The following is a 21,144-nucleotide window of genomic DNA, read 5'->3' on the forward strand; positions in this document are numbered from 1 at the left end:
AGCCGTCATGCCGTTGCTCGACCCCCAGACCTGGCAGTCCCGCCCCCTCTCGGGCCCCCAGCACACCGTGACCGAGCCCGCCACCGGCGACGCGCTGGGCACGGTCGTCCTGGCGAGCGGCGCGGACGTCGGTCCGGCCGCCGAGGCCGGCCGCGCCGCACAGGCCGAGTGGGCGCGCCTTCCCCACTTCGTGCGCGCCGGAGTGCTGCGCAAGGCCGGCGACCTGTTCGCCGCGCACGCAGACGAACTGCGCGAGTGGATCGTCCGCGAGTCCGGCTCCATCCCCGGCAAGGCCGACTTCGAACTGCACGTCGCCGCCCAGGAGTGCTACGAGGCCGCCGCCCTAGCCTCCCGCCCGGCCGGCCAGGTCCTGCCCAGCGAGGCGCCCCGGCTGTCGTACACCCGGCGGGTCCCCGTCGGCGTGGTGGGCGTGATCTCCCCCTTCAACGCCCCGCTGATCCTGTCGATCCGCTCCGTCGCGCCCGCCCTCGCGCTCGGCAACGCGGTCGTCCTCAAGCCGGACCCGCGCACCGCGGTGTGCGGCGGCCTGTCGCTGGCCGCGGTCTTCGCGGAGGCGGGCCTGCCCGAGGGCCTGCTGCACGTCCTCCCGGGCGGCGCCGAGACCGGCGCGGCCCTGGTCGCCGACCCGCACGTCCCGGTGATCTCCTTCACCGGCTCCACCGCGGCCGGCCGCGCCGTCGGCGAGGCCGCCGGACGCCACCTCAAGCGCGCCCACCTCGAACTCGGCGGCAACTCCGCCATGATCGTGCTCGCGGACGCCGACCTCGACGCGGTGATCTCCACCGCAGCCTGGGGCTCCTTCTTCCACCAGGGCCAGGTCTGCATGACCACCGGCCGCCACCTGGTGCACGCCTCCCTCTACGAGGAGTACGTCGAGCGGCTCGCGGCGAAGGCCGACGCCCTCGCCGTCGGTGACCCGCACCGCGCTCAGGTGCACCTCGGACCGCTCATCGACGGCGGCCAACTCGCCAAGGTGCACGGCCTGGTGGAGGCCAGCACGGCCGCCGGCGCGAAGCTCGCCGCGGGCGGCACGCACGAGAACCTCTTCTACCGGCCGACGGTCCTCGCGGGCGTCGACGACACCACCCCCGCCTACGCGGAGGAGGTCTTCGGCCCGGTGGCCCCGGTGCGCCCCTTCCACACGGCGGACGAGGCGGCGGCCCTGGCCGCGCACAGCTCCTACGGCCTCGCGCTCGGCATCGTCACCCGGGACGCCGCCCGCGGCCTCGACCTCGCCGAACGCATCCCCACCGGCATCGTGCACATCAACGACCAGACGGTGAACGACGAGGCCGTGGCGCCCTTCGGCGGGGTCGCCGCCTCCGGCACCGGCGCCCGCTTCGGCGGCGAGGCCAACCTGGAGGCCTTCACCGACGTGCGCTGGACGACGGTGCGCGGGGACGTGGCGCCGTACCCGTTCTAGGATCCGGACCCGCCCCGGGGCCGGACCGGCCCCGGGGGTCACTGGCTCTCGGCGGCGTCCTGCTGCGCCTCGACCGCCTTGCGGACCTCGTCCATGTCCAGCTTGCGCGCCTGTCCGATCACGTCCGTCAGGGCGGCCTCGGGCAGCGCGCCCGGCTGGGCGAACACGGCGACCCGGTCCCGGACGATCATCAGCGTGGGGATCGACTGGATACCAAAGGCCGCGGCCAGCTCCGGCTGCGCCTCGGTGTCCACCTTGCCGAACACCAGGTCGGGGTTGTCCTGCGCCGCCTGCTCGTACACCGGCGCGAACTGACGGCACGGCCCGCACCACGACGCCCAGAAGTCGATCAGGACGAAGTCGTTGTCCGTGACCGTCTGGTCGAAGTTCTCCTTGGTGAGCTCCACGGTGCTGCTCATGACCTGAATCCTTCTTCCCTGTGGGGGGCGAAACCGTCCGCACAACACGGCGACCCGGAAACCTATTCCGCGCCCCTACCCGTGTGGTCACCGGCCACACCACCCACCAGACTGAGCCCATGACGGAAACGGAAACCAACGTGTACGACGTCGTGGTGCTCGGGGCCGGGCCCGTGGGAGAGAACGTCGCCGACCGCACCCGCGCGGCCGGTCTCACCACCGCGATCGTGGAGAGCGAACTCGTCGGCGGCGAATGCTCCTACTGGGCCTGTATGCCCAGCAAGGCCCTGCTGCGCCCGGTCATCGCCCGCGCCGACGCCCGCCGCGTGCCGGGCCTGCGCCAGGCGGTCCAGGGCCCCCTCGACGCTGCCGCGGTCCTCGCCCACCGCAACTACTACACCTCCGACTGGACGGACGACGGCGCCGCCCAGTGGATCGACAGCATCGGCGCCGACCTCTACCGCGGCCACGGCCGCCTCACGGGCCCGCGCACGGTGACCGTGGGGGACAAGGTGCTCACCGCGCGGCACGCCGTCGCCGTCGCCACCGGCACCCGTGCCGTCCTGCCCGACCTGCCCGGACTCGCCGAGGTCAAGCCGTGGACCAGTCGGGAGGCGACCAGCGCGCAGGCCGTGCCCGGCCGGCTCGTCGTGGTCGGCGGCGGAGTCGTCGCCACCGAGATGGCCACCCTCTATCAGGCCCTCGGCGCACAGGTCACCGTGCTCGTGCGCGGCAAGGGCCTGCTGAACCGCATGGAGCCGTTCGCCGGCGAACTCGTCGCCGAGGCGCTCATCGAGGCAGGCGCCGACGTGCGCACCGGAGCGTCGGTCGAGTCGGTGACCCGCACGGCGGACGGCGCCGTCGTGGTCGTCACCGGCACCGGCGACCGTATCGAGGCCGACGAGATCCTCTTCGCCACCGGCCGCGCCCCGCACACCGACGACCTCGGTCTGGAGACGGTGGGCCTGGAACCCGGATCCTGGCTCACGGTCGACGACAGCCTGCTCGTCACCGGCACCGACTGGCTCTACGCGGTCGGCGACGTCAACCACCGCGCCCTCCTCACCCACCAGGGCAAGTACCAGGCGCGCATCGCGGGAGCCGCCATCGTCGCCCGTGCGGCCGACGCCCCTCTCCAGGCGGCCGAACCGTGGAGCGCCCATGCCGCCACGGCCGACCACGAGTGCGTCCCCCAGGTCGTCTTCACCGACCCCGAGGCCGCCGCGGTGGGCCTCTCCCTCGCGGAGGCCGAACAGGCCGGGTACCGGGTGCGGGCCGTCGACGTCGACATGACCTCGGTGGCGGGCGCGGGCCTGTACGCCGACGGCTACAAGGGCCGCGCCCGCATGGTCGTCGACCTGGACGAGGAGATCCTTCGGGGCGTCACCTTCGTCGGGCCGGGCGTCGGCGAGCTGATCCACTCCGCGACGGTCGCGGTCGTCGGCAAGGTCCCGATCGCCCGCCTGTGGCACGCCGTCCCGTCCTACCCCACGATCAGCGAGGTGTGGCTGCGGCTGCTGGAGGCCTTCCGGGACAACTGACCTACGGCAGCTCGAAGCCCAACGCCTGCGCCGCCGCTGCCGGAGTCGGCTGCGCCCACCGCTCCAGCACCGCCTGATTGGCGCAGAGCGACCGCAGTTCGGCCCGGTCGAGGTAGAGCACGCCGTCGAGGTGGTCCGTCTCGTGCTGGACGATACGGGCGGGCCAGCCGCCGAACACCTCGTCCAGCGGCCGGCCGTGCTCGTCCTCGCCGGTCAGCCGGACCTCGGCATGCCGGGTCACCACCGCCTGGTAGCCCGGCATGCTCAGACAGCCCTCGAAGAAGGCGGCGGGGGCGGAACCGACCGGCTCGTAGGCCGGGTTGACCAGGACCCGGAACGGCTGGGGCACCCGTCCGCGCGCCGCCCGCACCTCCTCCGGCACCGGCGCCGGGTCCTCGATGACCGCGATCCGCAAGCCCACGCCGACCTGCGGGGCGGCCAGCCCGACACCCGGCGCCGCGTGCATGGTGATCCGCAGGGCCTCGACGAACCGGGCCAGCAACGCGGGGTCGAGCTGGCCGTCGTAGCGCACGGCGCCCGCGCGCAGGACCGGGTCGCCGGCCGTGACGATCGGCAACGGGCCGCCGGGGGCGAGGAGTTCCTCGATCCGGTCGGCAAGGGGCGTGCGGGGACTGGGAGATGCCATTGAGCCAGAATGCCACGGACAGCCGCCGTGTGACGCAGGTCACTCGAAGTGGCGGGAACGCGGGGGTGCTCTCCTGCGACTACTGGTGCGCCCCGGCTGAAGAACGTCCCCCAGCCCTCGGCTCCCCGTCCCGATCCCCCTGACCCCGGAGAAGCCCGCCGATGTCCACCGCTCCCTCGACGACCACGGACGAGGCCCCGCAACCGGCAGCCCCCGCGCCGAAGTCCCGCGGCCCGTGGGCCCCGTTGCGCCCGCTGGTCCTGCGCCTGCACTTCTACGCCGGCCTGTTCGTGGCGCCCTTCCTGCTGGTCGCCGCCACCACCGGGTTCCTGTACGCCGGCGCGTTCCAGGCCGAGAAGCTCCTGTACTCCCACGAGATGACCGTGCCCGTCGGCGACGCCAAGCTGCCGATCTCCGAGCAGGTGGACGCCGCCCGCAAGGCCCACCCCGAGGGCACGGTCTCTGCCGTCCGTCCCTCCCCGCAGGACGACGCCACCACCCGGGTGATGCTGTCCGGCGTCAAGGGAGTCGACTCCGGCCACACCCTCGCCGTCTTCGTCGACCCGTACACCGCCAAGGTGCGCGGCGCGCTGGAGCAGTACGGCGCGACCGGCGCCCTGCCGCTGCGCACCTGGATCGACGAGTTCCACCGTGATCTGCATCTCGGCGAGAACGGCCGCCTCTACAGCGAACTCGCCGCGAGCTGGCTGTGGGTGATCGCCGGCGGCGGCCTCGTGCTGTGGTTCAGCCGTCGCCGCGCCCTGCGCAAGGTGCGCGGCACGAGCGGCCGGCGCCGCACGCTCGGCCTGCACGGCGCGGTCGGCGCGTGGGCCGCGGCCGGCTTCATCTTCCTGTCCGCGACCGGCCTGACCTGGTCGACCTACGCGGGCGCCAACATCGACGAGTTGCGCACCTCCGTCGGCCAGTCCACCCCGTCGGTCTCGGCGGCCGTCGGCGGCGGCGAGCACGCCGGTCATGACGCGGCCTCCGGCAGCGGCGGGGACGCCGAGCACGGCGTCGGCCTCGACACGATCCTCGGCGCCGCGCGCGCCGAGGGGCTGGGCGACCCGGTCGAGATCGTCCCGCCCGCGGACGCCTCCTCCGCGTACGTGGTCAAGCAGGTGCAGCGCAGCTGGCCCGAGAAGCAGGACTCGGTCGCGATCGACCCGGCCACCGGCAAGGTCGTCGACGTGCTGCGCTTCGACGACTACCCGCTGCTCGCCAAGCTGACCCGGTGGGGTATCGACCTGCACACCGGCGTCCTGTTCGGCCTGGTCAACCAGATCGCGCTGATGCTCCTCGCGCTCTGTCTGATCCTGCTGATCGTGTGGGGCTACCGCATGTGGTGGCAGCGCGGCCGCGGCTCCGCCTTCGGCCGGCCGATCCCGCGCGGCGCCTGGGCGCAGGTCCCGCCGTACGTCCTCGTCCCGCTGATGGCGGCGGTCGCCGTGGTCGGCTACTTCGTCCCGCTGCTCGGCATCCCGCTCGCAGGGTTCGTCGTCGTGGACGTCGTCCTCGGGGAGATCGCGCACCGAAGAGGGCGCCGGACGGCCGTCTGAGCCCGTCCGGCCCGGCGCGTCAACGGCCCGGCGGCCTCTCGCCACCGGTCCCGCCCGCGCCGGGCCGCCCGCGCAGGCGGGCGCCGAAGTAGCGGTACCAGCGGTGGGCCATGAAGGCGGCGACCACCGGCATGCCGTAGATGACGGGGTAACGGGAGCTGGGCGTCCAGTCCGTCTCGAACCACAGCAGATCGGCGGCCATCGTCAGACACAGCAGCACGAACACCGGACCGTAGACGTAGAAGTTCCAGTCCTCCCAGAAGGCCCATTCGTTGCGGCGTCGACTGGAGCGTGTGATGCGCCAGTCGATCAGGAGGAAGACCGACAGCACGCCGGCGAGCACGTAGAAGAGCACCAACGCAGTATGGGGACCAGGGTGTTCGGCGGTCCACAGCGTCGGAGCCGTGATCGCGTGGGTTCACGCGGGTTCACGGCTCCGGCTTCGGCTGCGGCTCTGTGCGGGCGGGATGCGTCAGGCCTGCGGGAAGTCTCCCGCCAGCGCCGAGGCGAGGCGCAGATGCGGGCCCGCCTCCTCGTGCCGGCCCTGGCGCTCCAGGGTGCGGCCCAGCATCAGCCGCGCGTAGTGCTCGACCGGGTCGCGCTCGACGATCACACGCAACTCGCTCTCGGCACGCAGGAGTTGGGCCGAGTGGTAGTAGGCGCGGGCCAGCAGCAGCCGGGGCCCGGTCTGCTCGGGGACCTCCTCGACCAGCCCGACCAGCACCCGCGCGGCGGCGGCGTACTCCTTCGCGTCGAAGAACAGCTGAGCCCGCTCCCACCGCTCGGCCGGCGTGCCGTGACCGTAGTACGCGGAGTCGCGCGTCGTCTCGTATGTCATGTCCACTCGTGCCTCCTTCGACGCGGACAACCGGGAGCGGTGGTTGAATATTCCACCATCGGCGGGGGGTGGCGGGAGCGGTCTGGCGGGGGCGGCGGGGACGGTCTAGGAGGTCAGGGTCGCCAGCTCCGCGTCGGCCCGTTCGGTGATGCGCGCGAGGACGCGTCCGGCGGCCGCCAGGTCCTCCGCCGGGATTCCGGCGTAGATCCGGGCCGAGACCTCACCCGTCTCGGCGCCGATCGCGGCGAACAGTTCGCGCCCGGCGTCCGTGGGGCTGATCAGCGGGCCGTCGGCGGCCAGCAGCCCCTCGGTGAGCAGTGTGCCGACGGTGGCGCGCACGTCCGCCGCGTCCACCTTGAGGTCCGCGGTGACCCGCTCGAGAAGTGTGCCGACGTCCAGCGGTCCGTCGGCGACGACGGCCCTGCGGAGGGTGATCTGCTGCTGGAAGGTGACGCCGTGCCGGGCCAGGACGTGCTCCAGGACGGCGCGGCCCGCATAGTGCGCCAGGCCTATGGTGCGGCCGTTGGCGGGCTGTGGGGTTGAGGTCATCACTGCTCCCGAGGAGTCTCGTCGGTGGGGTCGAGCGGCGTGTCGAGCAGGAGGGCCAGCTCGCTCTTGAAGGTGCGCGTCCGTGCGCTGTCCAGGCCGCCGAGCGGTTGCAGCAGCTGCTCCAGCAGTCCCTGGACCACCTGGACGGCCCGTCGGGTGACGTCCTGGCCCTGTTCGGTGAGCGCCAGTTGGACGGCGCGCGGATCGCGGGGGTCGCGGGTGCGCTCGATCAGCTCCGCGGACTCCAGGGCGCGCGCGAGCTTCGAGACGTAGAGCGGCTCGAGCCCGGTGTGGTCGGCGAGGCGGCGCTGGCTGGGACGCTCGCCGGCCCGCTGCATGCCGTGGAGCGAGGCGACCAGCGAGTACTGCGCGTGCGTGAGACCGAGCGGCGCCACCGCCCGGTCGACGGCCACGCGCCACTTCGTCGACAACCGCCACACCAGGTAACCGGGCGTGGCCCGTTCGGAACCGCTGCTCTCGCTCATGGGCAATACATTACATGGCTACTATATCCATGGCTACTAAATCGTCCATGGCTGCTAAATCCGCGCGCCCGCCCGTCGTCGGGGCGTCGCGTGCCGAGCGGATCACACCTTGCGCAGGTCCCTGACCCGACGCAGCTTGCCGAGCGAGCGCTCCAGGGTCTCCGGGTCGACGATCTTCACCTCGACGCTCACGCCGACGCCGTCCTTGATCCCCTGGGCGATCGCCCGGGCTGCGGCGTCGCGCGGCTCCGTGCCCGTGTCCGTGCCCGTGTCCGTGCCCGTACCGGGGCGGGCTTCGACGAGGACGGTCATGTGGTCCATCCGTTCGCGCCGGCTCAGCTGGATCTGGAAGTGCGGGGCGACACCGGGCGTGCGCAGCACGATCTCCTCGATCTGGCTGGGGAAGACGTTCACCCCGCGCAGGATGATCATGTCGTCGCAGCGGCCGGTGATCTTCTCGATACGGCGGAAGGCGGGCCGGGCGGTGCCGGGCAGCAGCCGGGTCAGATCGCGGGTGCGGTAGCGGATGACCGGCAGCGCCTCCTTGGTGAGGGAGGTGAAGACCAGCTCGCCCTCCTCGCCGTCGGGCAGCGCCTCGCCCGTGATCGGGTCGACGACCTCCGGGTAGAAGTGGTCCTCCCACACGTGCAGCCCGTCCTTGGTCTCCACGCACTCCTGCGCCACACCCGGACCGATCACCTCGGACAGGCCGTAGATGTCGACGGCGTGGAGGTCCATGCGCTCCTCGATCTCGCGGCGCATCTCCTCCGTCCACGGTTCGGCGCCGAAGATGCCGACCTTCAGTGAGGTGGAGCGCGGATCGACGCCCTGACGCTCGAACTCGTCGAGGAGCGTGAGCAGATAGGAGGGGGTGACCATGATGATGTCGGGCCGGAAGTCCTGGATGAGCTGCACCTGCCGTGCCGTCATGCCGCCCGACGCGGGGATGACCGTGCACCCGGCCCGCTCGGCCCCGTAGTGGGCGCCGAGGCCGCCGGTGAACAGCCCGTAGCCGTACGAGATGTGCACCTTGTGTCCGGGGCGGCCGCCTGCGGCGCGGATCGAGCGGGCCACCACGTCGGCCCACATCGACAGGTCGTTCTCCGTGTAGCCGACCACGGTGGGGCGGCCGGTGGTCCCGCTCGAGGCGTGGATGCGGCGGATCTCGGACGGGGGGACGGCGAACATGCCGAAGGGGTAGGTGTCCCGCAGATCGGCCTTGGTGGTGAAGGGGAACCGGGACAGGTCCTTCAGCGAGCGGCAGTCGTCGGGCCCGACCCCGGCCTCGTCGAACTTCTTCCGGTACTGCTCGACGTTGTCGTAGGCATGCCGCAACGTCGCCCGCAGGCGGTCGAGTTGGAGCTCCGTCAGCTGCTCGCGTGTCAGCCGCTCACCGTCGTCCAGCAGTTCCTGGGGGAGCGGCTCTCCCCGGCGGGGTCGGGCGACGGCCGGGGCTGTCGGTTCAGTGCTCATCGCGACTCCTCGCCTCCATGCTGCGACCCTGCGACCGCGGCCGATTCGCCAGAGGGCCGCGTCACCTTCCACCGCCCCGGGAACCGACCGAACATTCGGTCAGCGACATGGTCAAGTAATCCAGCCGTACCACCGCATGTCAAGAGGTGGATCGCCGGCCCACCGCCGTCGAGGAGTCCGCCCCTGTCCGACGGCATCGTCGTCTCAGGCTTCTCTTCGCCGCCCGTAGCGTGTGTCCGGGTGGGAGGGGTACCTGGGGGCGAGGTGACGAACGAGTCCTGACGGCAGGCGCCGCGGCCGACGTGAGGAGATCCCATGGTCCACAGGCGCGGGGGACCGAGTGGCCGGGCGCTGCTCGCGGACCCGTTGAGCAACAAGGGTGTCGCCTTCACCCAGCAGGAGCAGGAGCAGGAGCGGGAACGGCACGGCCTGGTCGGGATGCTGCCGCCCGGGGTGCTGCCCCTGGAACTCCAGGCGCGACGGGCGTGGGAGCAACTGCGGGCCCAGCCGGACGACGTGGCCAGGAACGTGTATCTGGAGCAGCTCCACGACCGCAATGAGGTCCTCTACTTCCGGCTGCTCTGCGACCACCTCCCCGAGCTGCTGCCGATCGTGTACGACCCGACCGTGGGCGAGGCGGTCAAGCGGTACAGCCACGAATACCGCCGGCCGCGCGGTGTCTACCTGTCCGTCGACCGCCCGCAGGACGTCCGTCCCGCCTTCCAGGCGCTCGGGCTGGGACCCGACGACGTCGACCTGGTGGTGGCGACCGACGGGGAGCAGCTCCTCGGCATCGGTGACTGGGGTGTCGGCGGCATGCAGCTCTCCGTCGGCAAGCTGGCGGTCTACACCGCCGCCGCGGGTATCCACCCGGGGCGGGCCGTGGCGGTGATGCTCGACGTCGGCACCGGGAACCAGGCGCTGCTCAACGACCCGCTGTACGTCGGCAACCGGCACAACAGGGTGCGCGGGGAGGCGTACGACGGGTTCGTCGCCGCTTTCGTGGAGGCGGTCGGCGAGCTGTTCCCGCACGCGCTGCTGCACTGGGAGGACTTCGGCCCCGGCAACGGCCGCCGGCTCCTTGAGCGGTACGGCGAGAAGCTCTGCACCTTCAACGACGACCTCCAGGGCACCGGCGCGATCACGCTGGCCTGCGTCCTGAACGCGGCACGGGTCTCCGGCACGCCCCTGCGGGACCAGCGGATCGTGGTCTTCGGCGCGGGGACGGCCGGTGTGGGCATCGCCGACCAGCTGCGCGACGCCATGGTCCGCGACGGACTGGACCACGAGGAAGCCACCAGCCGCATCTGGTGCGTGGACCGCCAGGGCCTGTTGCGGCAGTCCACCGAGGGGCTCCGCGACTACCAGCAGCCGTATGCGCGGCCCGACGACGAGTGGCCCGACGGCAGGCCGGACGACCTGCCCGGCGTGGTCGACCGGGTGCGGCCCACCGTGCTGGTGGGAACCTCCACCCGGCACGGGGCCTTCACCGAGGACGTGGTGCGTTCCATGGCCCGCCACGTGGAGCGGCCGGTCGTCCTGCCGTTGTCCAACCCCACGGAGAGGATCGAGGCCATGCCGCAGGACGTGCTGCGGTGGACCGACGGCAAAGCACTGGTCGCCACCGGCATCCCGGTACCTCCGGTGGACCTGGACGGCACGACCCATGTCATCGGCCAGGCCAACAACGCGCTCGTCTACCCGGGGCTGGGGCTGGGGGCCGTGGTGGCCCGCGCCGAGCGGATCACCGACGGCATGCTCCAGGCCGCGGCGGAAGCCGTCGCCGGCCTCGCCGACCTGTCGCAGCCTGGCGCCGCCCTGCTGCCGGAGGTGCGGAACCTGCGCACCTCCTCGGCCGTGGTCGCCGCGGCCGTTGCCCGCCGCGCCGCCGAGGAGGACGTCGCGACGGCCCGCCTCGACGACGTCATCCAGCAGATCCAGGACACCATGTGGCAGCCCGAGTACCACTGACCGCAAGGGTGGCTGACGGCAAGGGGGGCTGATCGCAAGGGGGCGCTGACGGCAAGGGGGCGGGGGAGCGGCGTAGACCTCCCCAGGCGTTCCGCCGCTTCCCCGCCGACATGGCCCGATTACCCCGGGGCACCGGTTCCAAGCCAGGCATCTCTGACCGCGCCCCGGACGCGGGATCGCCGCCCTCGGCCATCGCGCGGGCCCGCCAGTTCACGGTCGCTGACCAGTCCGCGCAACCGCTACCCGGAGGCGACCGGTCCCCGCTCGGTCACCGGGAGCGGGTGTCGGGCCCGAGGCGACGGCGGTCCTCCTCGTCCCATGCCCGGGTGTCGCGCGGCTGGACGTACGGCTCCTCGTCGGCCGGAAGGCCCCCGGCGACGGCCCGCTGACGCACCAGCTCCGCGTCGAACTCCAGGCCGAGCAGGATCGCCAGGTTGGTGATCCACAGCCACACCAGGAAGATGATCACACCGGCGAGAGCGCCGTAGGTCTTGTTGTACGAGCCGAAGTTCGCCACGTACAGCGCGAACCCGGCCGAGGCGATCATCCAGATCAGCAGTGCCAGGCAGCTGCCCGGCGTGATCCAGCGAAAGCCGCGGACCCGTGCGTTGGGGGTGGCCCAGTACAGGACGGCGATCATCACCGTCACCAGAACCACCAGCACCGGCCACTTCGCGATGGACCACACGGTCAGCGCCGTGTCACCGACCCCGAGCGCGGCGCCGAGCTGCCGGGCCAGGCCGCCGGTGAACACGACGATCAGCGCACTGATCACAGCCATCACCATCAGCAGCACGGTCACGCCGACCCGCACCGGCAGCACTTTCCAGACCGGGCGGCCCTCGGGGATGTCGTAGACCGCGTTGGCGCTGCGGATGAACGCGGCGACATAACCGGACGCCGACCACACCGCCAGGACCAGACCCACGATCGCCATGACCGAGCCGAGTCCGCCCTTGCCCTGCATCTGGTGCACGGCATTGCGCAGGATGTCCTGGGCCGCACCCGGGGCGAGCTTGCGGATGTTGTCCAGGACCGCCTGCGTGGCCGACTGTCCGACGATCCCCAGCAGCGACACCAGCGTGAGCAGGGCGGGGAACAGCGCCAGGATCGAGTAGTAGGTCAACGCCGCGGCCCGGTCGGCCAACTCGTCCTTCCTGAACTCCTTGAGGGTGCCTTTCAGCACCGCTCTCCAGGAGCGTTTGGGCAGGTCCGTCGGCTTCTCCGGGGCCCGCCGCTCGACCTGCTCGTCCGGCCCGGCCGCGGACCGTGCGGCCTGCCCGGTGCCGCCCCCGCCGTCGGCCGCGACGCGCTCGCCGTGCCGTCTGTGCGGCTTCAGTGTCCGTACCATTCCGCCCGGGTATCCGCCGCTGCTCCTCCCATGCGTGAACACATGGCATGAATACGTGCTATATCGGGCGTTCGTGGAGCGGTCACCGAGGTGTCACCGTGGTGGCCTCGCGGTGCCTCACCAGCTGATTCCGGCCGCCACCGGCAGGTGGTCGCTGCCGGTGGCCGGCAGCACCCACGAGCTGTCCGGCTCCACGCCCCTGACAAGGATCTGGTCGATCCGCGCCACCGGGAACTTCGCCGGCCAACTGAAGCCGAAGCCGTCCCCGGCCACGTCCTGGGCCGAGCGCAGCCGCGAGGTGATGCCGTCGAACGCGCGGTCGTCCATCGTGCCGTTGAGGTCGCCGAGCAGCACCACCCGCTCGTTCCGCTCGGCGGCGATGGCCTTGCCGAGCGCCTTCGCGTTTCTGTCCCGCGAGTCCGTCCAGAAGCCCACCCTGGGATTCACCCGTACCGACCCCAGGTGGGCCACATACACCGCCAGCGGCCCCTGATCCGTGACCACCGTGGTGCGCAGCGCCCGGCTGGAGGCCAACTTGACCTCGATCGGCTTGGTGTCCGCCAGCGGTCCGACGTCCTGCGCGATGTCGACCGGCCGGGTGTCCGACAGCGGCAGCTTGCTCCACAGCCCGACCGTGCCCTGCACGGCGTGGTACGGGTACGCCGTCGCCAGCTCCTTCTCGTACGTCCCCCTGGCCTGCTCGGTCAGCTCCACCAGGGCCAGCACGTCGGCGCCGGAGGCGGCCAGGTCGCGAGCGGTGCCGGCCGGGTCGGGATTGTCGGCGCCGACGTTGTGGCTGACAACGGTGAGGTCGCTGCCCGGGTGGGACTTGTCGCCGAGCAGTCCGCCGAAGAGGTTCAGCCACACCACGACCGGCAGCAGCAGCGCGGTCACCGCGGAGGCGGAGCGGCGCCACAGCGCCCCGGCCAGCAGCACCGGGACGAACAGACCGAACCACGGCAGGAAGGTCTCCACCAGGCTGCCGAGGTTCCCGATCCGGTTCGGGATCTTCGCGTGCAGCAGCATGAGCAGCCCGAGCAGCAGCGCCAGCGCCGCGAGGACCGGGCCGCGCTTCCAGGGCCCCGGCCGGGAGGCGGCACGGATCAGGCGGCGGATGCCCGCGCGCCGGCCGCCGGCGCCGGTGGCCAGGAGGCCGGCGCCGGCCTGCTCCGTCTGCGCCGTGTCCACCGGCGCCACCGTCTGCGCTCGCTCACCGCCCATCACTGCCGCGTCCTCGGGTCCTGGGTGGGGTCGGCATGCCCGCACCGGCCCCCACGATCGACCGAGGGCCGTGCCTGATGGCTGACGGCGGCGGTGATCACTGATGTGACGGCTGTCGGGCCGACCGCCACGGGCCGCCGCATCCGGCGGTTCCCTGGTCGTGCCGACAGTGGTGTTCGATTCATGCCGCCAGTCAAGGCGGCGCCGTGTTGCCGGCCCGTATGCGGATTTCGATACGCGGACGATATGCGCAGCCTCGTAGCCTGAACGGCATGCGTGTGCTGATCGTCGAGGACGAGCCCTATCTGGCAGAAGCCATCCGCGACGGTCTGCGCCTGGAAGCGATCGCGGCCGACATCGCAGGTGACGGCGGCACCGCCCTGGGGTTGCTGAGCATCAACGCCTACGACATCGCCGTCCTCGACCGCGACATCCCCGGACCGTCCGGCGACGAGATCGCCAAACGCATCGTCGCCTCCGGCAGCGGCATGCCGATCCTCATGCTCACCGCCGCCGACCGTCTCGACGACAAGACCACCGGGTTCGAACTCGGCGCCGACGACTACCTCACGAAACCCTTCGAACTGCGCGAACTCGTGCTGCGGCTCAGAGCACTCGACCGCAGGCGTGCCCACAACAGACCGCCCGTACGGGAGATCGCGGGCCTGCGCCTGGACCCGTTCCGCAGAGAGGTCTACCGGGACGGCCGCTACGTCGCCCTGACCAGGAAGCAGTTCGCCGTGCTCGACGTCCTCGTCGCCGCCGAGGGAGGGGTGATCAGCGCCGAGGAGCTCCTGGAGCGCGCGTGGGACGAGAACGCCGACCCGTTCACCAACGCCGTGCGCATCACCGTCTCGGCACTGCGCAAGCGCCTCGGCGAACCCTGGATCATCGCCACCGTGCCGGGCGTCGGCTACCGCATCGACACCCAGCCGACGGCCGGAGATGAGGGAGATTAGGGAGATGAAGGAGGCGAGGGAGGAGAGGAAGGCGAAGGAGGCGAAGGAGGCGGAGGAGACGAGGAAGGCGGGCATGGACAGGGCGTCCGGGGTGAGCGTTCGCGTCAAACTCACCCTCAGCTATGCCGGGTTCCTCATGCTGGCCGGCGCCCTGCTGCTGGCCGCCGTATGGGTGTTCCTCCTGCGTTACGTCCCCAACCGGGCGATGCTCATCAACGCCGCTGACAGACCCACGAGCGATGTTTTTCCCGTCCGGTCCGCCCTCCTGGCCGTTTTCGCTCCGAGGGCAGCCGCGGTGTTGGCGTTCCTGCTGGTGTTCGGCCTCGTGGGAGGGTGGATCCTCGCCGGCCGCATGCTGGCCCCACTGACCCGCATCACCGACGCCACACGCACGGCGACGAGCGGATCACTCTCTCACCGGATCCGGCTGCCGGGCCGCAACGACGAGTTCCGCGAACTCGCCGACGCCTTCGACACGATGCTCGCGCGGCTCGAAGCACACGTCGCCGAACAGCGGAGATTCGCAGCCAACGCCTCGCACGAGCTGCGCACCCCGCTGGCCGTCTCGAAGACCCTCATCGACGTGGCCCGCACCGACCCGACGTGCGACACCCGCGAAGTCATCGACCGCCTCCACGCCGTCAACACCCGGGCGATCGACCTCACCGAGGCACTGCTTCTGCTCAGCCGAGCCGATCAGCGGTCCTTCACGCGGGAACGCGTCGACCTGTCCCTCATGGCGGAAGAAGCCACCGAAACACTCCTCCCCCTCGCGGAAAAGCAGGGCGTCACCATCGACAACCGCGGCGACATCGCCCCCACGATCGGATCGCCGGCGCTCCTGCTGCAGCTGACCACGAACCTCGTGCACAACGCGATCGTCCACAACCGGCCCGAAGAGGGCACCGTGTGGGTCGACACGAGCGTGCACCCCGACACGGTGGTGCTCACTGTCGAGAACACCGGCGAGAAGGTCACCCCGGAGCTGGCCTCGACCTTCACCGAACCCTTCCGGCGCGGCACCGAGCGCGTACACACCGACCACGCAGGCGTCGGCCTCGGCCTGGCCATCGTCAGGACCATCACCCACGCCCACGACGGAACGCTCACCCTCACCCCGCGCCCGGCCGGCGGGCTCCGCATCACCGTGGAACTGCCCACGACAGCCCCGCACACCGACAGATGAAGAAACGCACCCGGCACCGCGGCTGCCCGAACGCTCCGTCGCGGGTCAGCTGCTCCGCGCATCCGGGTCCGCGACGTCCTTGCGCGTCACCGTTGGCCCAGCGCGACGTGCGTGACCGCCACGGCGGCGGTGGCCACGGCGAACAGGACGGCCGCGAGCCGGGTCGTCACCCGGCGCCGCAGAGCGTGGTTCAGTCCACGCTGGGCCGGGCGAGCCCCTGGTCGTAGGCGAAGATCACGGCCTGGATGCGGTCACGGGCTCCGATCTTGGCCAGGACGCGGCCGACGTGGGTCTTGACGGTCGACTCGGACAGGACGAACCGGGCGGCGATCTCACCGTTGGTCCAGCCCTTGCCGACGGCGACGAGGATCTCGCGCTCGCGGTCGGTGAGTGAGGCGAGTCCCGGGTTCTCGACGGAGTCCGCGCGGTGCGTGGGCACGTAGCGGGCGTACTCCTCCAGGAGGCGGCGGGTGAGGGCGGGGGCGATGACGGCGTCGCCGGAGGCGACCGCGCGGATTCCGGCGAGGAGCTCCTCGGGGCGCGCGTCCTTGAGGAGGAAGCCGCTGGCGCCGGCGCGGAGAGCGGCGTGGACGTATTCGTCGAGGTCGAAGGTGGTGAGCACGAGCACCCGCGAGCGGCCACCGGCGGCGACGATGCGCCGGGTGGCCTCGATGCCGTCCATGCCCGGCATCCGGACGTCCATCAGGACGACGTCCGGGCGCAGTTCGGCGGCCTTGCGGACGGCCTCGGCGCCGTGCGCGGCCTCCCCAACGACGTCGGTCTCGGCGACGGAGTCCAGGAGCAGGTGGAAGCCGTAGCGTTGCAGCGGCTGGTCGTCCACGATGAGCACGCTGGTCATCGGTCACCGCCCTGGGGCGTGAGGTCGAGGACGGCCTCGACGCTCCATCCTCCACCGCTCGTCGGCCCCGCGCTGACGGTGCCTCCGTACAGCGCCGCTCGTTCCCGCATGCCCACCAGGCCGTGTCCTTCCTCGTTCGCAGGCCCGGGCCGGGTGGCCGGGCCGGTGTCGTGGACCCAGATGTTCAGCCGACGGTCCTCGACGAGGATCGCCAGATGCACCCGGGTGTCGCCGGCGGCGTGCTTCAGGGTGTTGGTGAGGGCTTCCTGGACGATGCGGTAGACCGTCAGCTGTACCCCGCTGTCCAGGGCCTCGACGTCGCCGACGGTCCGGTAGACGACCTCCAGGCCGACGGTGCGCACACCCTCGCACAGCGCCTCGACGTCCCCGACGCCGGGCTGCGGACTGAGGTCCGGGACCTTGTCCGGGACGTCCGACGTCTCCCGCAGGACGCCCAGCACGCGCCGCAGTTCACCGAGGGCCGTCCGGCCGGTGTCGCCGATCAGTTGCAGGGCCTCCTTGCCGCGTTCGGGCGCGGTGTCGGTGGCGTACGCGCCTGCGTCGGCGAGAGTGATCATCACAGCCAGGTTGTGGCCGACGATGTCGTGCATCTCGCGTGCGACACGGGTGCGTTCGGTGGCGGCCGCGAGTCTGCTGCGCTGGTCGCGTTCGATCTCCAGGCGGGCCGCCCGGTCCCGCAGCCCCGCGAGCTGGGCCCGGCGGATCCGCACCATCAGCCCGAGCGCCAGGGCCGCGGTCGCCGTGCTCAGCAGGAAGAACAGCGCGTCCCCGACGGACACCGCCGCCGAGGCGCGCACCGCGACCAGCACCATGCCGGCCGCCATGGCCCCGCAGGCCCACGGCAGCTGCCGCAGCCGCCCGTGCAGGGCCAGGCTGTACAGGGCGATGAACAGGGAGATGTCCGCGCGCAGCGCGGCGCCGAGCGACCACTGCAGGACGAACACGGCCGCGACGGTGGCGAAGGCCGCCATGGGCCTGCGCCGCCGCCACAGCAGCGGCAGCACGAGACCGGCCTGCAGGGCCAGCATGGCAGGCGGGGAAAGCCGGGTGAAGGCGAGTCTGAACCGGCGTGGGGCGTCGCCGTCCCCGGCGCCCCCGTGCAGCAGATCCGGCAGGCAGAACAGCAGGAAGACCAGCACCACCACCGTGGTGTCCAGCACCCACGGATGCGCTCGGTCCGCGTGCCGCAGCCGCTGGCCGGCCCGGCCGAGCCGGGCGACCAGCGGTCCCATCCCGCCGATGTCGTCGGTGGCGGTCGTCAAGGTGGTCACCTGCCCATGGTGAGGGCGATCAGACGTCGCTGCGCACGAGCCGGTACGCCGCGCCGCCCAGCGCGAGCGCCGTCCAGCACAGGAAGACCAGCAGTCCGGCGCCCGGCGACAGGGCCGTCGAGTCGTGGGTCAGCGCGAACATCGACTCACCCGCGTTGGACGGCAGGTAGGGGCTGATGTCGTCCTGCCAGGAGCTCGGCAGCAGGGAGATGAGCCCCGGGATCAGCATCAGGGCGGCGACCAGCACCGAGATCCCCCCGGCCACCGACCGCAGCAGCGCGCCCAGGGCGGCGCCGATCACGCCGACCAGGCCGAGGTAGAGCCCTGCGCCCAGCAGGCTCCGCAGGACACCGGCGTGCGAGAGGCTCATGGCAGCGGGCGTGCCCGAGACGATTCCGCTCCCGATCAGGAAGGCGACGAACGCGCCGAGGGTCCCCACGGCCAGCGCGACCAGTCCGAACACCGCTGCCTTGGACCACAGCACGGGCAGCCGCCGGGGTACCGCCGCGAGCGTCGAGCGGATCATGCCGGTCGAGTACTCGCCCGCCGTGACCAGGACGCCGAGCACGCCCAGGGCCAGCTGGGCGAAGTTCGTACCGAACAGGGACAGGCTGACGGCCGTCGAGTCGGCGAAGTCCTTGTCGATGTTGCCCGAGTCGATCCCCGACTTGTAGCGGCTCGACGCGATCAGCCCGAAGGCGACGAGGAAGAGCAGCCCGAGGCCCAGGGTGATCCACGTCGAACGCAGCGACCACAGCTTGGCCCACTCCGAGGTCAGCACGCGCCGTCCGGTCACCCGGTAGACGGGGCGGGCAGGGGTGGTGCGGGGTTCCTCGGCTGTTGCGGTGAGGGTGCTCATGCGGGCCTCTCAAGGGTCTCGATCGTGGTCGTGGAGCCGTGGTACTCCACGGCGTCCCTGGTCAGGTCCATGAACGCCTCCTCCAGTGACACGGTCCGCGCGCTCAGCCCGAACAGCGCGATCCCGTGCTCGGCGGCCTTCAGCCCGATCTCGCGGGCGGTCAGCCCGGTCACCTGGAGTTCCTCGGAGCCGATCCGGCCGGTGACGTCGACGCCCGGCCCCGCCAGTACGTCCCGCAGCCGCGCCGGGTCCTGTGTCACGACGCTCACCGAGTCCCCGCCCGCCTCGCGGATCAGGTCCGCCACGGTGGTGTCGGCCAGCAGCCGCCCGCGCCCCACGACGATCAAATGGTCCGCGACCAGCGCCATCTCGCTCATCAGGTGCGAGGACACGAACACCGTCCGGCCCTCGTCGGCGAGCCCCTTGAGCAGGTTGCGGATCCAGAGCACACCCTCCGGGTCCAGCCCGTTGACCGGCTCGTCCAGCATCACCGTCTGCGGATCGCCCAGCAGCGCCGCGGCGATGCCCAGCCGCTGCCCCATACCGAGGGAGAACGCGCCGGCCCGCTTCTTCGCCACGCTGCCGAGGCCCGCGAGGTCGATGACCTCGTCGACCCGGCGACCCGGAATGCCGTGGGTCAGCGCGAGGGCCCTGAGGTGGTTGTACGCCGAGCGGCCCGGGTGGATCGACTTCGCCTCCAACAGCGCGCCGACCTCCTGCAACGGCGCCCGGTGGTGGGCGTAGGGCTGGCCGTTGACGGTGACGGAGCCGCTGGTGGGAGCGTCGAGGCCGACGATCATGCGCATGGTCGTGGACTTGCCCGCGCCGTTGGGCCCCAGGAAGCCGGTCACGGTGCCGGGCTTCACGACGAAGTCCAGCCCGTCCACGGCCGTCTTCTCCCCGTACCTCTTGGTCAACCGCTGTGCGTCGATCATTCGCGTTCTCCCTGTCGGGCTCGGGCGTCCTCACCTCCGACGCCTCACCCGCAACGCTAAGAGGCGAATCACCCCGATCCGGTGGTACCGGGAGGCTGAACCGCGCCGGGCGCGTAGTACCCCGGTACTACGTGCTCTCTCGCTACGCGCCCTCTCGGCGGAGCCGCCCGCGGGCCGGGCCGGTCACGGGCCGTCCTCGCCCTGGGCGATCTCGACCTCGTGGTGGAAGTCGGCCACGCCGGCCGTTCCGGCGGCGACGGACAGGACCGTGCAGGCCACGAGGAGGAACGCGGTGAAACGCCGGGCGCGCGAACGCCCCTCGACGGGCCGCAGGAGGGCGGCGACGCGCTGCGGCACGGGGCCGGTCGTCGCCGCGGGTGCGAAGTCCGGGCGGTCGGAGGGGGAGGCGTGGCCGGCGAGGGCGGCGCGGGCGATGGCCGTGGCGATCAGGCGCCGGTCGCCGACGGCGGTGGCGGCGGCCTCGTCGGCGGCCCGCTCCGCGGCGAGCCGGATGGTCTCGCGGGCAGTGCGCAGGGCGGGGTGGCAGTGCGCCGCGAGTTCGGCCGCGGCCAGGAAGTAGTGGTGGCAGGCCCGGTTGTGGGCGCGTTCATGGGCGAAGAGGGCCTCGCGCTCGGCGGAGCCGAGGCTGCGCAGCATCGCCGTGGTGACGACGATGCGGTGGGGCCGCCCGGGCAGGGCGTACGCGTCCGGGTGGGGCGAGTCGACGACGCACAGGTCGCCGGCGGTGGGGCGGCGGTCGGCCTGAGTCCGGGCGGTACGCCAGGCGCGGGTCTGCCGGAACGCGGAGCGCACCAGGGTCCAGACGCTGAGGGTGAGCACTCCGGTGGCCGCCACGGCCGCGGGGAGGACGAAATGGTCCGAGGGGGTCCGCAGGGGGTGGACGAGCTCGCCGAGGGCGGCGAAGGCAGGGAGCTTGAGCAGTCCGGTGAGCACCAGGGCGCCGAGGGCGGCGACGCAGGTTCCCGCCAGTGCCAGGGCCGAGGCGGTGAGCACCCACAGCGCGGTGGCGGGGGCGAGGCGGTCGAGGGTCCGGCGGGCCAGCACGGGTGCGAGGAAGGGCAGGACCAGCGGGACGAGCAGCAGGGCGGTCATCGCTCGTCACTCTCCAGGAGCCGGCGCAGATGCTGTTCGTCGCCGGGGCTGAGCTGGGCGACGAAGCGGGCCAGGACCGTCTCCCGGTCGGTGTCGCGGTCGAGTTCGGTGTGCATGCGCCGGGCGGTCAGGCCGGGAGCGTCCTGCACGGGGGAGTAGGCGTAGCCGCGCCCCTGCCGCTCGCGGCTGACGGCGCCCTTCTCGTGCAGCCGGGTCAGTATCGTCGCCACCGTCGTGCGGGCCAGGCCGAAGCCGAGTTCGGTCTGCAGCCGCCCGGGCGTGAGGGGGACCCCGGCGGCCCACAGCGCGGCCATGACGGCGGCTTCGAGCTCGCCGGCCGGCCGTCTCTCGTCCCTCGCGTCGGTCATGGGAACGTTCCTCACTCCGCCATCGTCTACAGTGCAGTAGACCGTCTACAGGATTGTAGTCAGTTGTCGGCGCCGC

General features: G+C 72.0%; 21 protein-coding genes. 6 read left to right on the plus strand and 15 right to left on the minus strand.

Going from position 1 to position 21,144, the window contains the following annotated elements; all coding sequences use genetic code 11:
- The first annotated feature begins 7 nt into the window (after positions 1-7).
- Entirely contained in the window at positions 8-1,444 is a 1,437-nt protein-coding gene (locus ACZ5SK_RS04225; RefSeq protein ID WP_334582781.1) for an aldehyde dehydrogenase family protein, read from the plus strand.
- A 38-nt stretch (positions 1,445-1,482) separates the two neighbouring features.
- On the opposite strand, the gene trxA is transcribed toward ACZ5SK_RS04225, so the two are convergent.
- Positions 1,483-1,863: a thioredoxin gene (gene trxA, locus ACZ5SK_RS04230; RefSeq protein ID WP_079663981.1), complete on the minus strand. Its 381-nt coding sequence runs from the start codon at positions 1,861-1,863 to the stop codon at positions 1,483-1,485.
- A 119-nt stretch (positions 1,864-1,982) separates the two neighbouring features.
- Here trxA and ACZ5SK_RS04235 point away from each other — a divergent pair, with 119 nt between their 5' ends.
- Positions 1,983-3,404, plus strand: a complete 1,422-nt coding sequence (locus ACZ5SK_RS04235) for a dihydrolipoyl dehydrogenase family protein (RefSeq protein WP_457493762.1) — start codon at positions 1,983-1,985, stop codon at positions 3,402-3,404.
- Position 3,405: 1 nt separating this feature from the next.
- Here the strand turns inward: ACZ5SK_RS04235 and ACZ5SK_RS04240 are convergent, their stop codons facing one another.
- Positions 3,406-4,050, minus strand: coding sequence for a peptide deformylase (locus tag ACZ5SK_RS04240; protein WP_457493763.1), 645 nt, complete (start codon positions 4,048-4,050; stop codon positions 3,406-3,408).
- Between the two features lie 161 nt (positions 4,051-4,211).
- On the opposite strand from ACZ5SK_RS04240, the gene ACZ5SK_RS04245 reads away from it, so the two are divergent.
- Positions 4,212-5,609, plus strand: a complete 1,398-nt coding sequence (locus ACZ5SK_RS04245; RefSeq protein ID WP_334582777.1) for a PepSY-associated TM helix domain-containing protein — start codon at positions 4,212-4,214, stop codon at positions 5,607-5,609.
- Positions 5,610-5,628: 19 nt separating this feature from the next.
- Here ACZ5SK_RS04245 and ACZ5SK_RS04250 read toward each other — a convergent pair whose 3' ends face one another.
- From ACZ5SK_RS04250 to paaK, 5 genes are all read right to left on the minus strand, one after another.
- Complete coding sequence (locus ACZ5SK_RS04250) at positions 5,629-5,964, minus strand: hypothetical protein (protein ID WP_334582776.1); 336 nt, start codon at positions 5,962-5,964, stop codon at positions 5,629-5,631.
- A gap of 117 nt (positions 5,965-6,081) precedes the next feature.
- Positions 6,082-6,447 (minus strand): tetratricopeptide repeat protein, encoded by a 366-nt coding sequence (locus ACZ5SK_RS04255; RefSeq protein WP_334582775.1) that lies wholly within the window; start codon positions 6,445-6,447, stop codon positions 6,082-6,084.
- A gap of 105 nt (positions 6,448-6,552) precedes the next feature.
- Positions 6,553-6,996 carry a MarR family winged helix-turn-helix transcriptional regulator gene (locus ACZ5SK_RS04260; protein ID WP_334582774.1) on the minus strand — a complete coding sequence of 148 codons (444 nt, stop codon included), beginning with the start codon at positions 6,994-6,996 and terminating at the stop codon, positions 6,553-6,555.
- The gene (locus ACZ5SK_RS04265; protein WP_334582773.1) at positions 6,996-7,481 is read right to left on the minus strand and encodes a MarR family winged helix-turn-helix transcriptional regulator; all 486 of its coding nucleotides are present in this window, start codon (positions 7,479-7,481) and stop codon (positions 6,996-6,998) included. Before ACZ5SK_RS04265 ends, ACZ5SK_RS04260 begins: the two co-directional genes overlap by 1 nt.
- A 102-nt stretch (positions 7,482-7,583) precedes the next feature.
- Entirely contained in the window at positions 7,584-8,954 is a 1,371-nt protein-coding gene (gene paaK / locus ACZ5SK_RS04270) for a phenylacetate--CoA ligase PaaK (RefSeq protein WP_334582772.1), read from the minus strand.
- Between the two features lie 315 nt (positions 8,955-9,269).
- On the opposite strand from paaK, the gene ACZ5SK_RS04275 reads away from it, so the two are divergent.
- Positions 9,270-10,925, plus strand: a complete 1,656-nt coding sequence (locus ACZ5SK_RS04275; RefSeq protein ID WP_468575303.1) for an NAD-dependent malic enzyme — start codon at positions 9,270-9,272, stop codon at positions 10,923-10,925.
- 268 nt (positions 10,926-11,193) lie between these two features.
- Here ACZ5SK_RS04275 and ACZ5SK_RS04280 read toward each other — a convergent pair whose 3' ends face one another.
- Together ACZ5SK_RS04280 and ACZ5SK_RS04285 are read right to left on the minus strand one after the other, a co-directional pair.
- Positions 11,194-12,276 carry a YihY/virulence factor BrkB family protein gene (locus tag ACZ5SK_RS04280; protein ID WP_468575304.1) on the minus strand — a complete coding sequence of 361 codons (1,083 nt, stop codon included), beginning with the start codon at positions 12,274-12,276 and terminating at the stop codon, positions 11,194-11,196.
- A gap of 117 nt (positions 12,277-12,393) precedes the next feature.
- Positions 12,394-13,497, minus strand: coding sequence for an endonuclease/exonuclease/phosphatase family protein (locus ACZ5SK_RS04285; RefSeq protein ID WP_361704079.1), 1,104 nt, complete (start codon positions 13,495-13,497; stop codon positions 12,394-12,396).
- 272 nt (positions 13,498-13,769) lie between these two features.
- On the opposite strand from ACZ5SK_RS04285, the gene ACZ5SK_RS04290 reads away from it, so the two are divergent.
- Positions 13,770-14,456 (plus strand): response regulator transcription factor, encoded by a 687-nt coding sequence (locus ACZ5SK_RS04290; RefSeq protein ID WP_334582768.1) that lies wholly within the window; start codon positions 13,770-13,772, stop codon positions 14,454-14,456.
- 73 nt (positions 14,457-14,529) lie between these two features.
- Positions 14,530-15,642: a sensor histidine kinase gene (locus tag ACZ5SK_RS04295; protein WP_334583800.1), complete on the plus strand. Its 1,113-nt coding sequence runs from the start codon at positions 14,530-14,532 to the stop codon at positions 15,640-15,642.
- A gap of 190 nt (positions 15,643-15,832) precedes the next feature.
- Here ACZ5SK_RS04295 and ACZ5SK_RS04300 read toward each other — a convergent pair whose 3' ends face one another.
- The 6 genes from ACZ5SK_RS04300 to ACZ5SK_RS04325 all read right to left on the minus strand — a co-directional run bounded on the left by ACZ5SK_RS04300 (position 15,833) and on the right by ACZ5SK_RS04325 (position 21,068).
- On the minus strand, positions 15,833-16,501 hold the full coding sequence (locus tag ACZ5SK_RS04300) for a response regulator transcription factor (RefSeq protein WP_334582767.1): 669 nt from the start codon (positions 16,499-16,501) through the stop codon (positions 15,833-15,835).
- Complete coding sequence (locus tag ACZ5SK_RS04305; RefSeq protein WP_334583799.1) at positions 16,498-17,754, minus strand: sensor histidine kinase; 1,257 nt, start codon at positions 17,752-17,754, stop codon at positions 16,498-16,500. The genes ACZ5SK_RS04300 and ACZ5SK_RS04305 overlap by 4 nt, the downstream gene beginning before the upstream one ends.
- 58 nt (positions 17,755-17,812) lie before the next feature.
- A complete protein-coding gene (locus ACZ5SK_RS04310; protein ID WP_361704076.1) occupies positions 17,813-18,652 on the minus strand; it encodes an ABC transporter permease in 840 nt (279 codons plus the stop codon).
- The gene (locus tag ACZ5SK_RS04315) at positions 18,649-19,587 is read right to left on the minus strand and encodes an ABC transporter ATP-binding protein (RefSeq protein WP_334582765.1); all 939 of its coding nucleotides are present in this window, start codon (positions 19,585-19,587) and stop codon (positions 18,649-18,651) included. Before ACZ5SK_RS04315 ends, ACZ5SK_RS04310 begins: the two co-directional genes overlap by 4 nt.
- Before the next feature lie 183 nt (positions 19,588-19,770).
- Positions 19,771-20,700, minus strand: coding sequence for a M48 family metalloprotease (locus tag ACZ5SK_RS04320; RefSeq protein WP_468156175.1), 930 nt, complete (start codon positions 20,698-20,700; stop codon positions 19,771-19,773).
- Entirely contained in the window at positions 20,697-21,068 is a 372-nt protein-coding gene (locus ACZ5SK_RS04325; protein ID WP_079663999.1) for a BlaI/MecI/CopY family transcriptional regulator, read from the minus strand. Before ACZ5SK_RS04325 ends, ACZ5SK_RS04320 begins: the two co-directional genes overlap by 4 nt.
- Between the last annotated feature and the right edge of the window lie 76 nt (positions 21,069-21,144).

It is taken from the genome of Streptomyces sp. NPDC031474, from assembly GCF_055581185.1.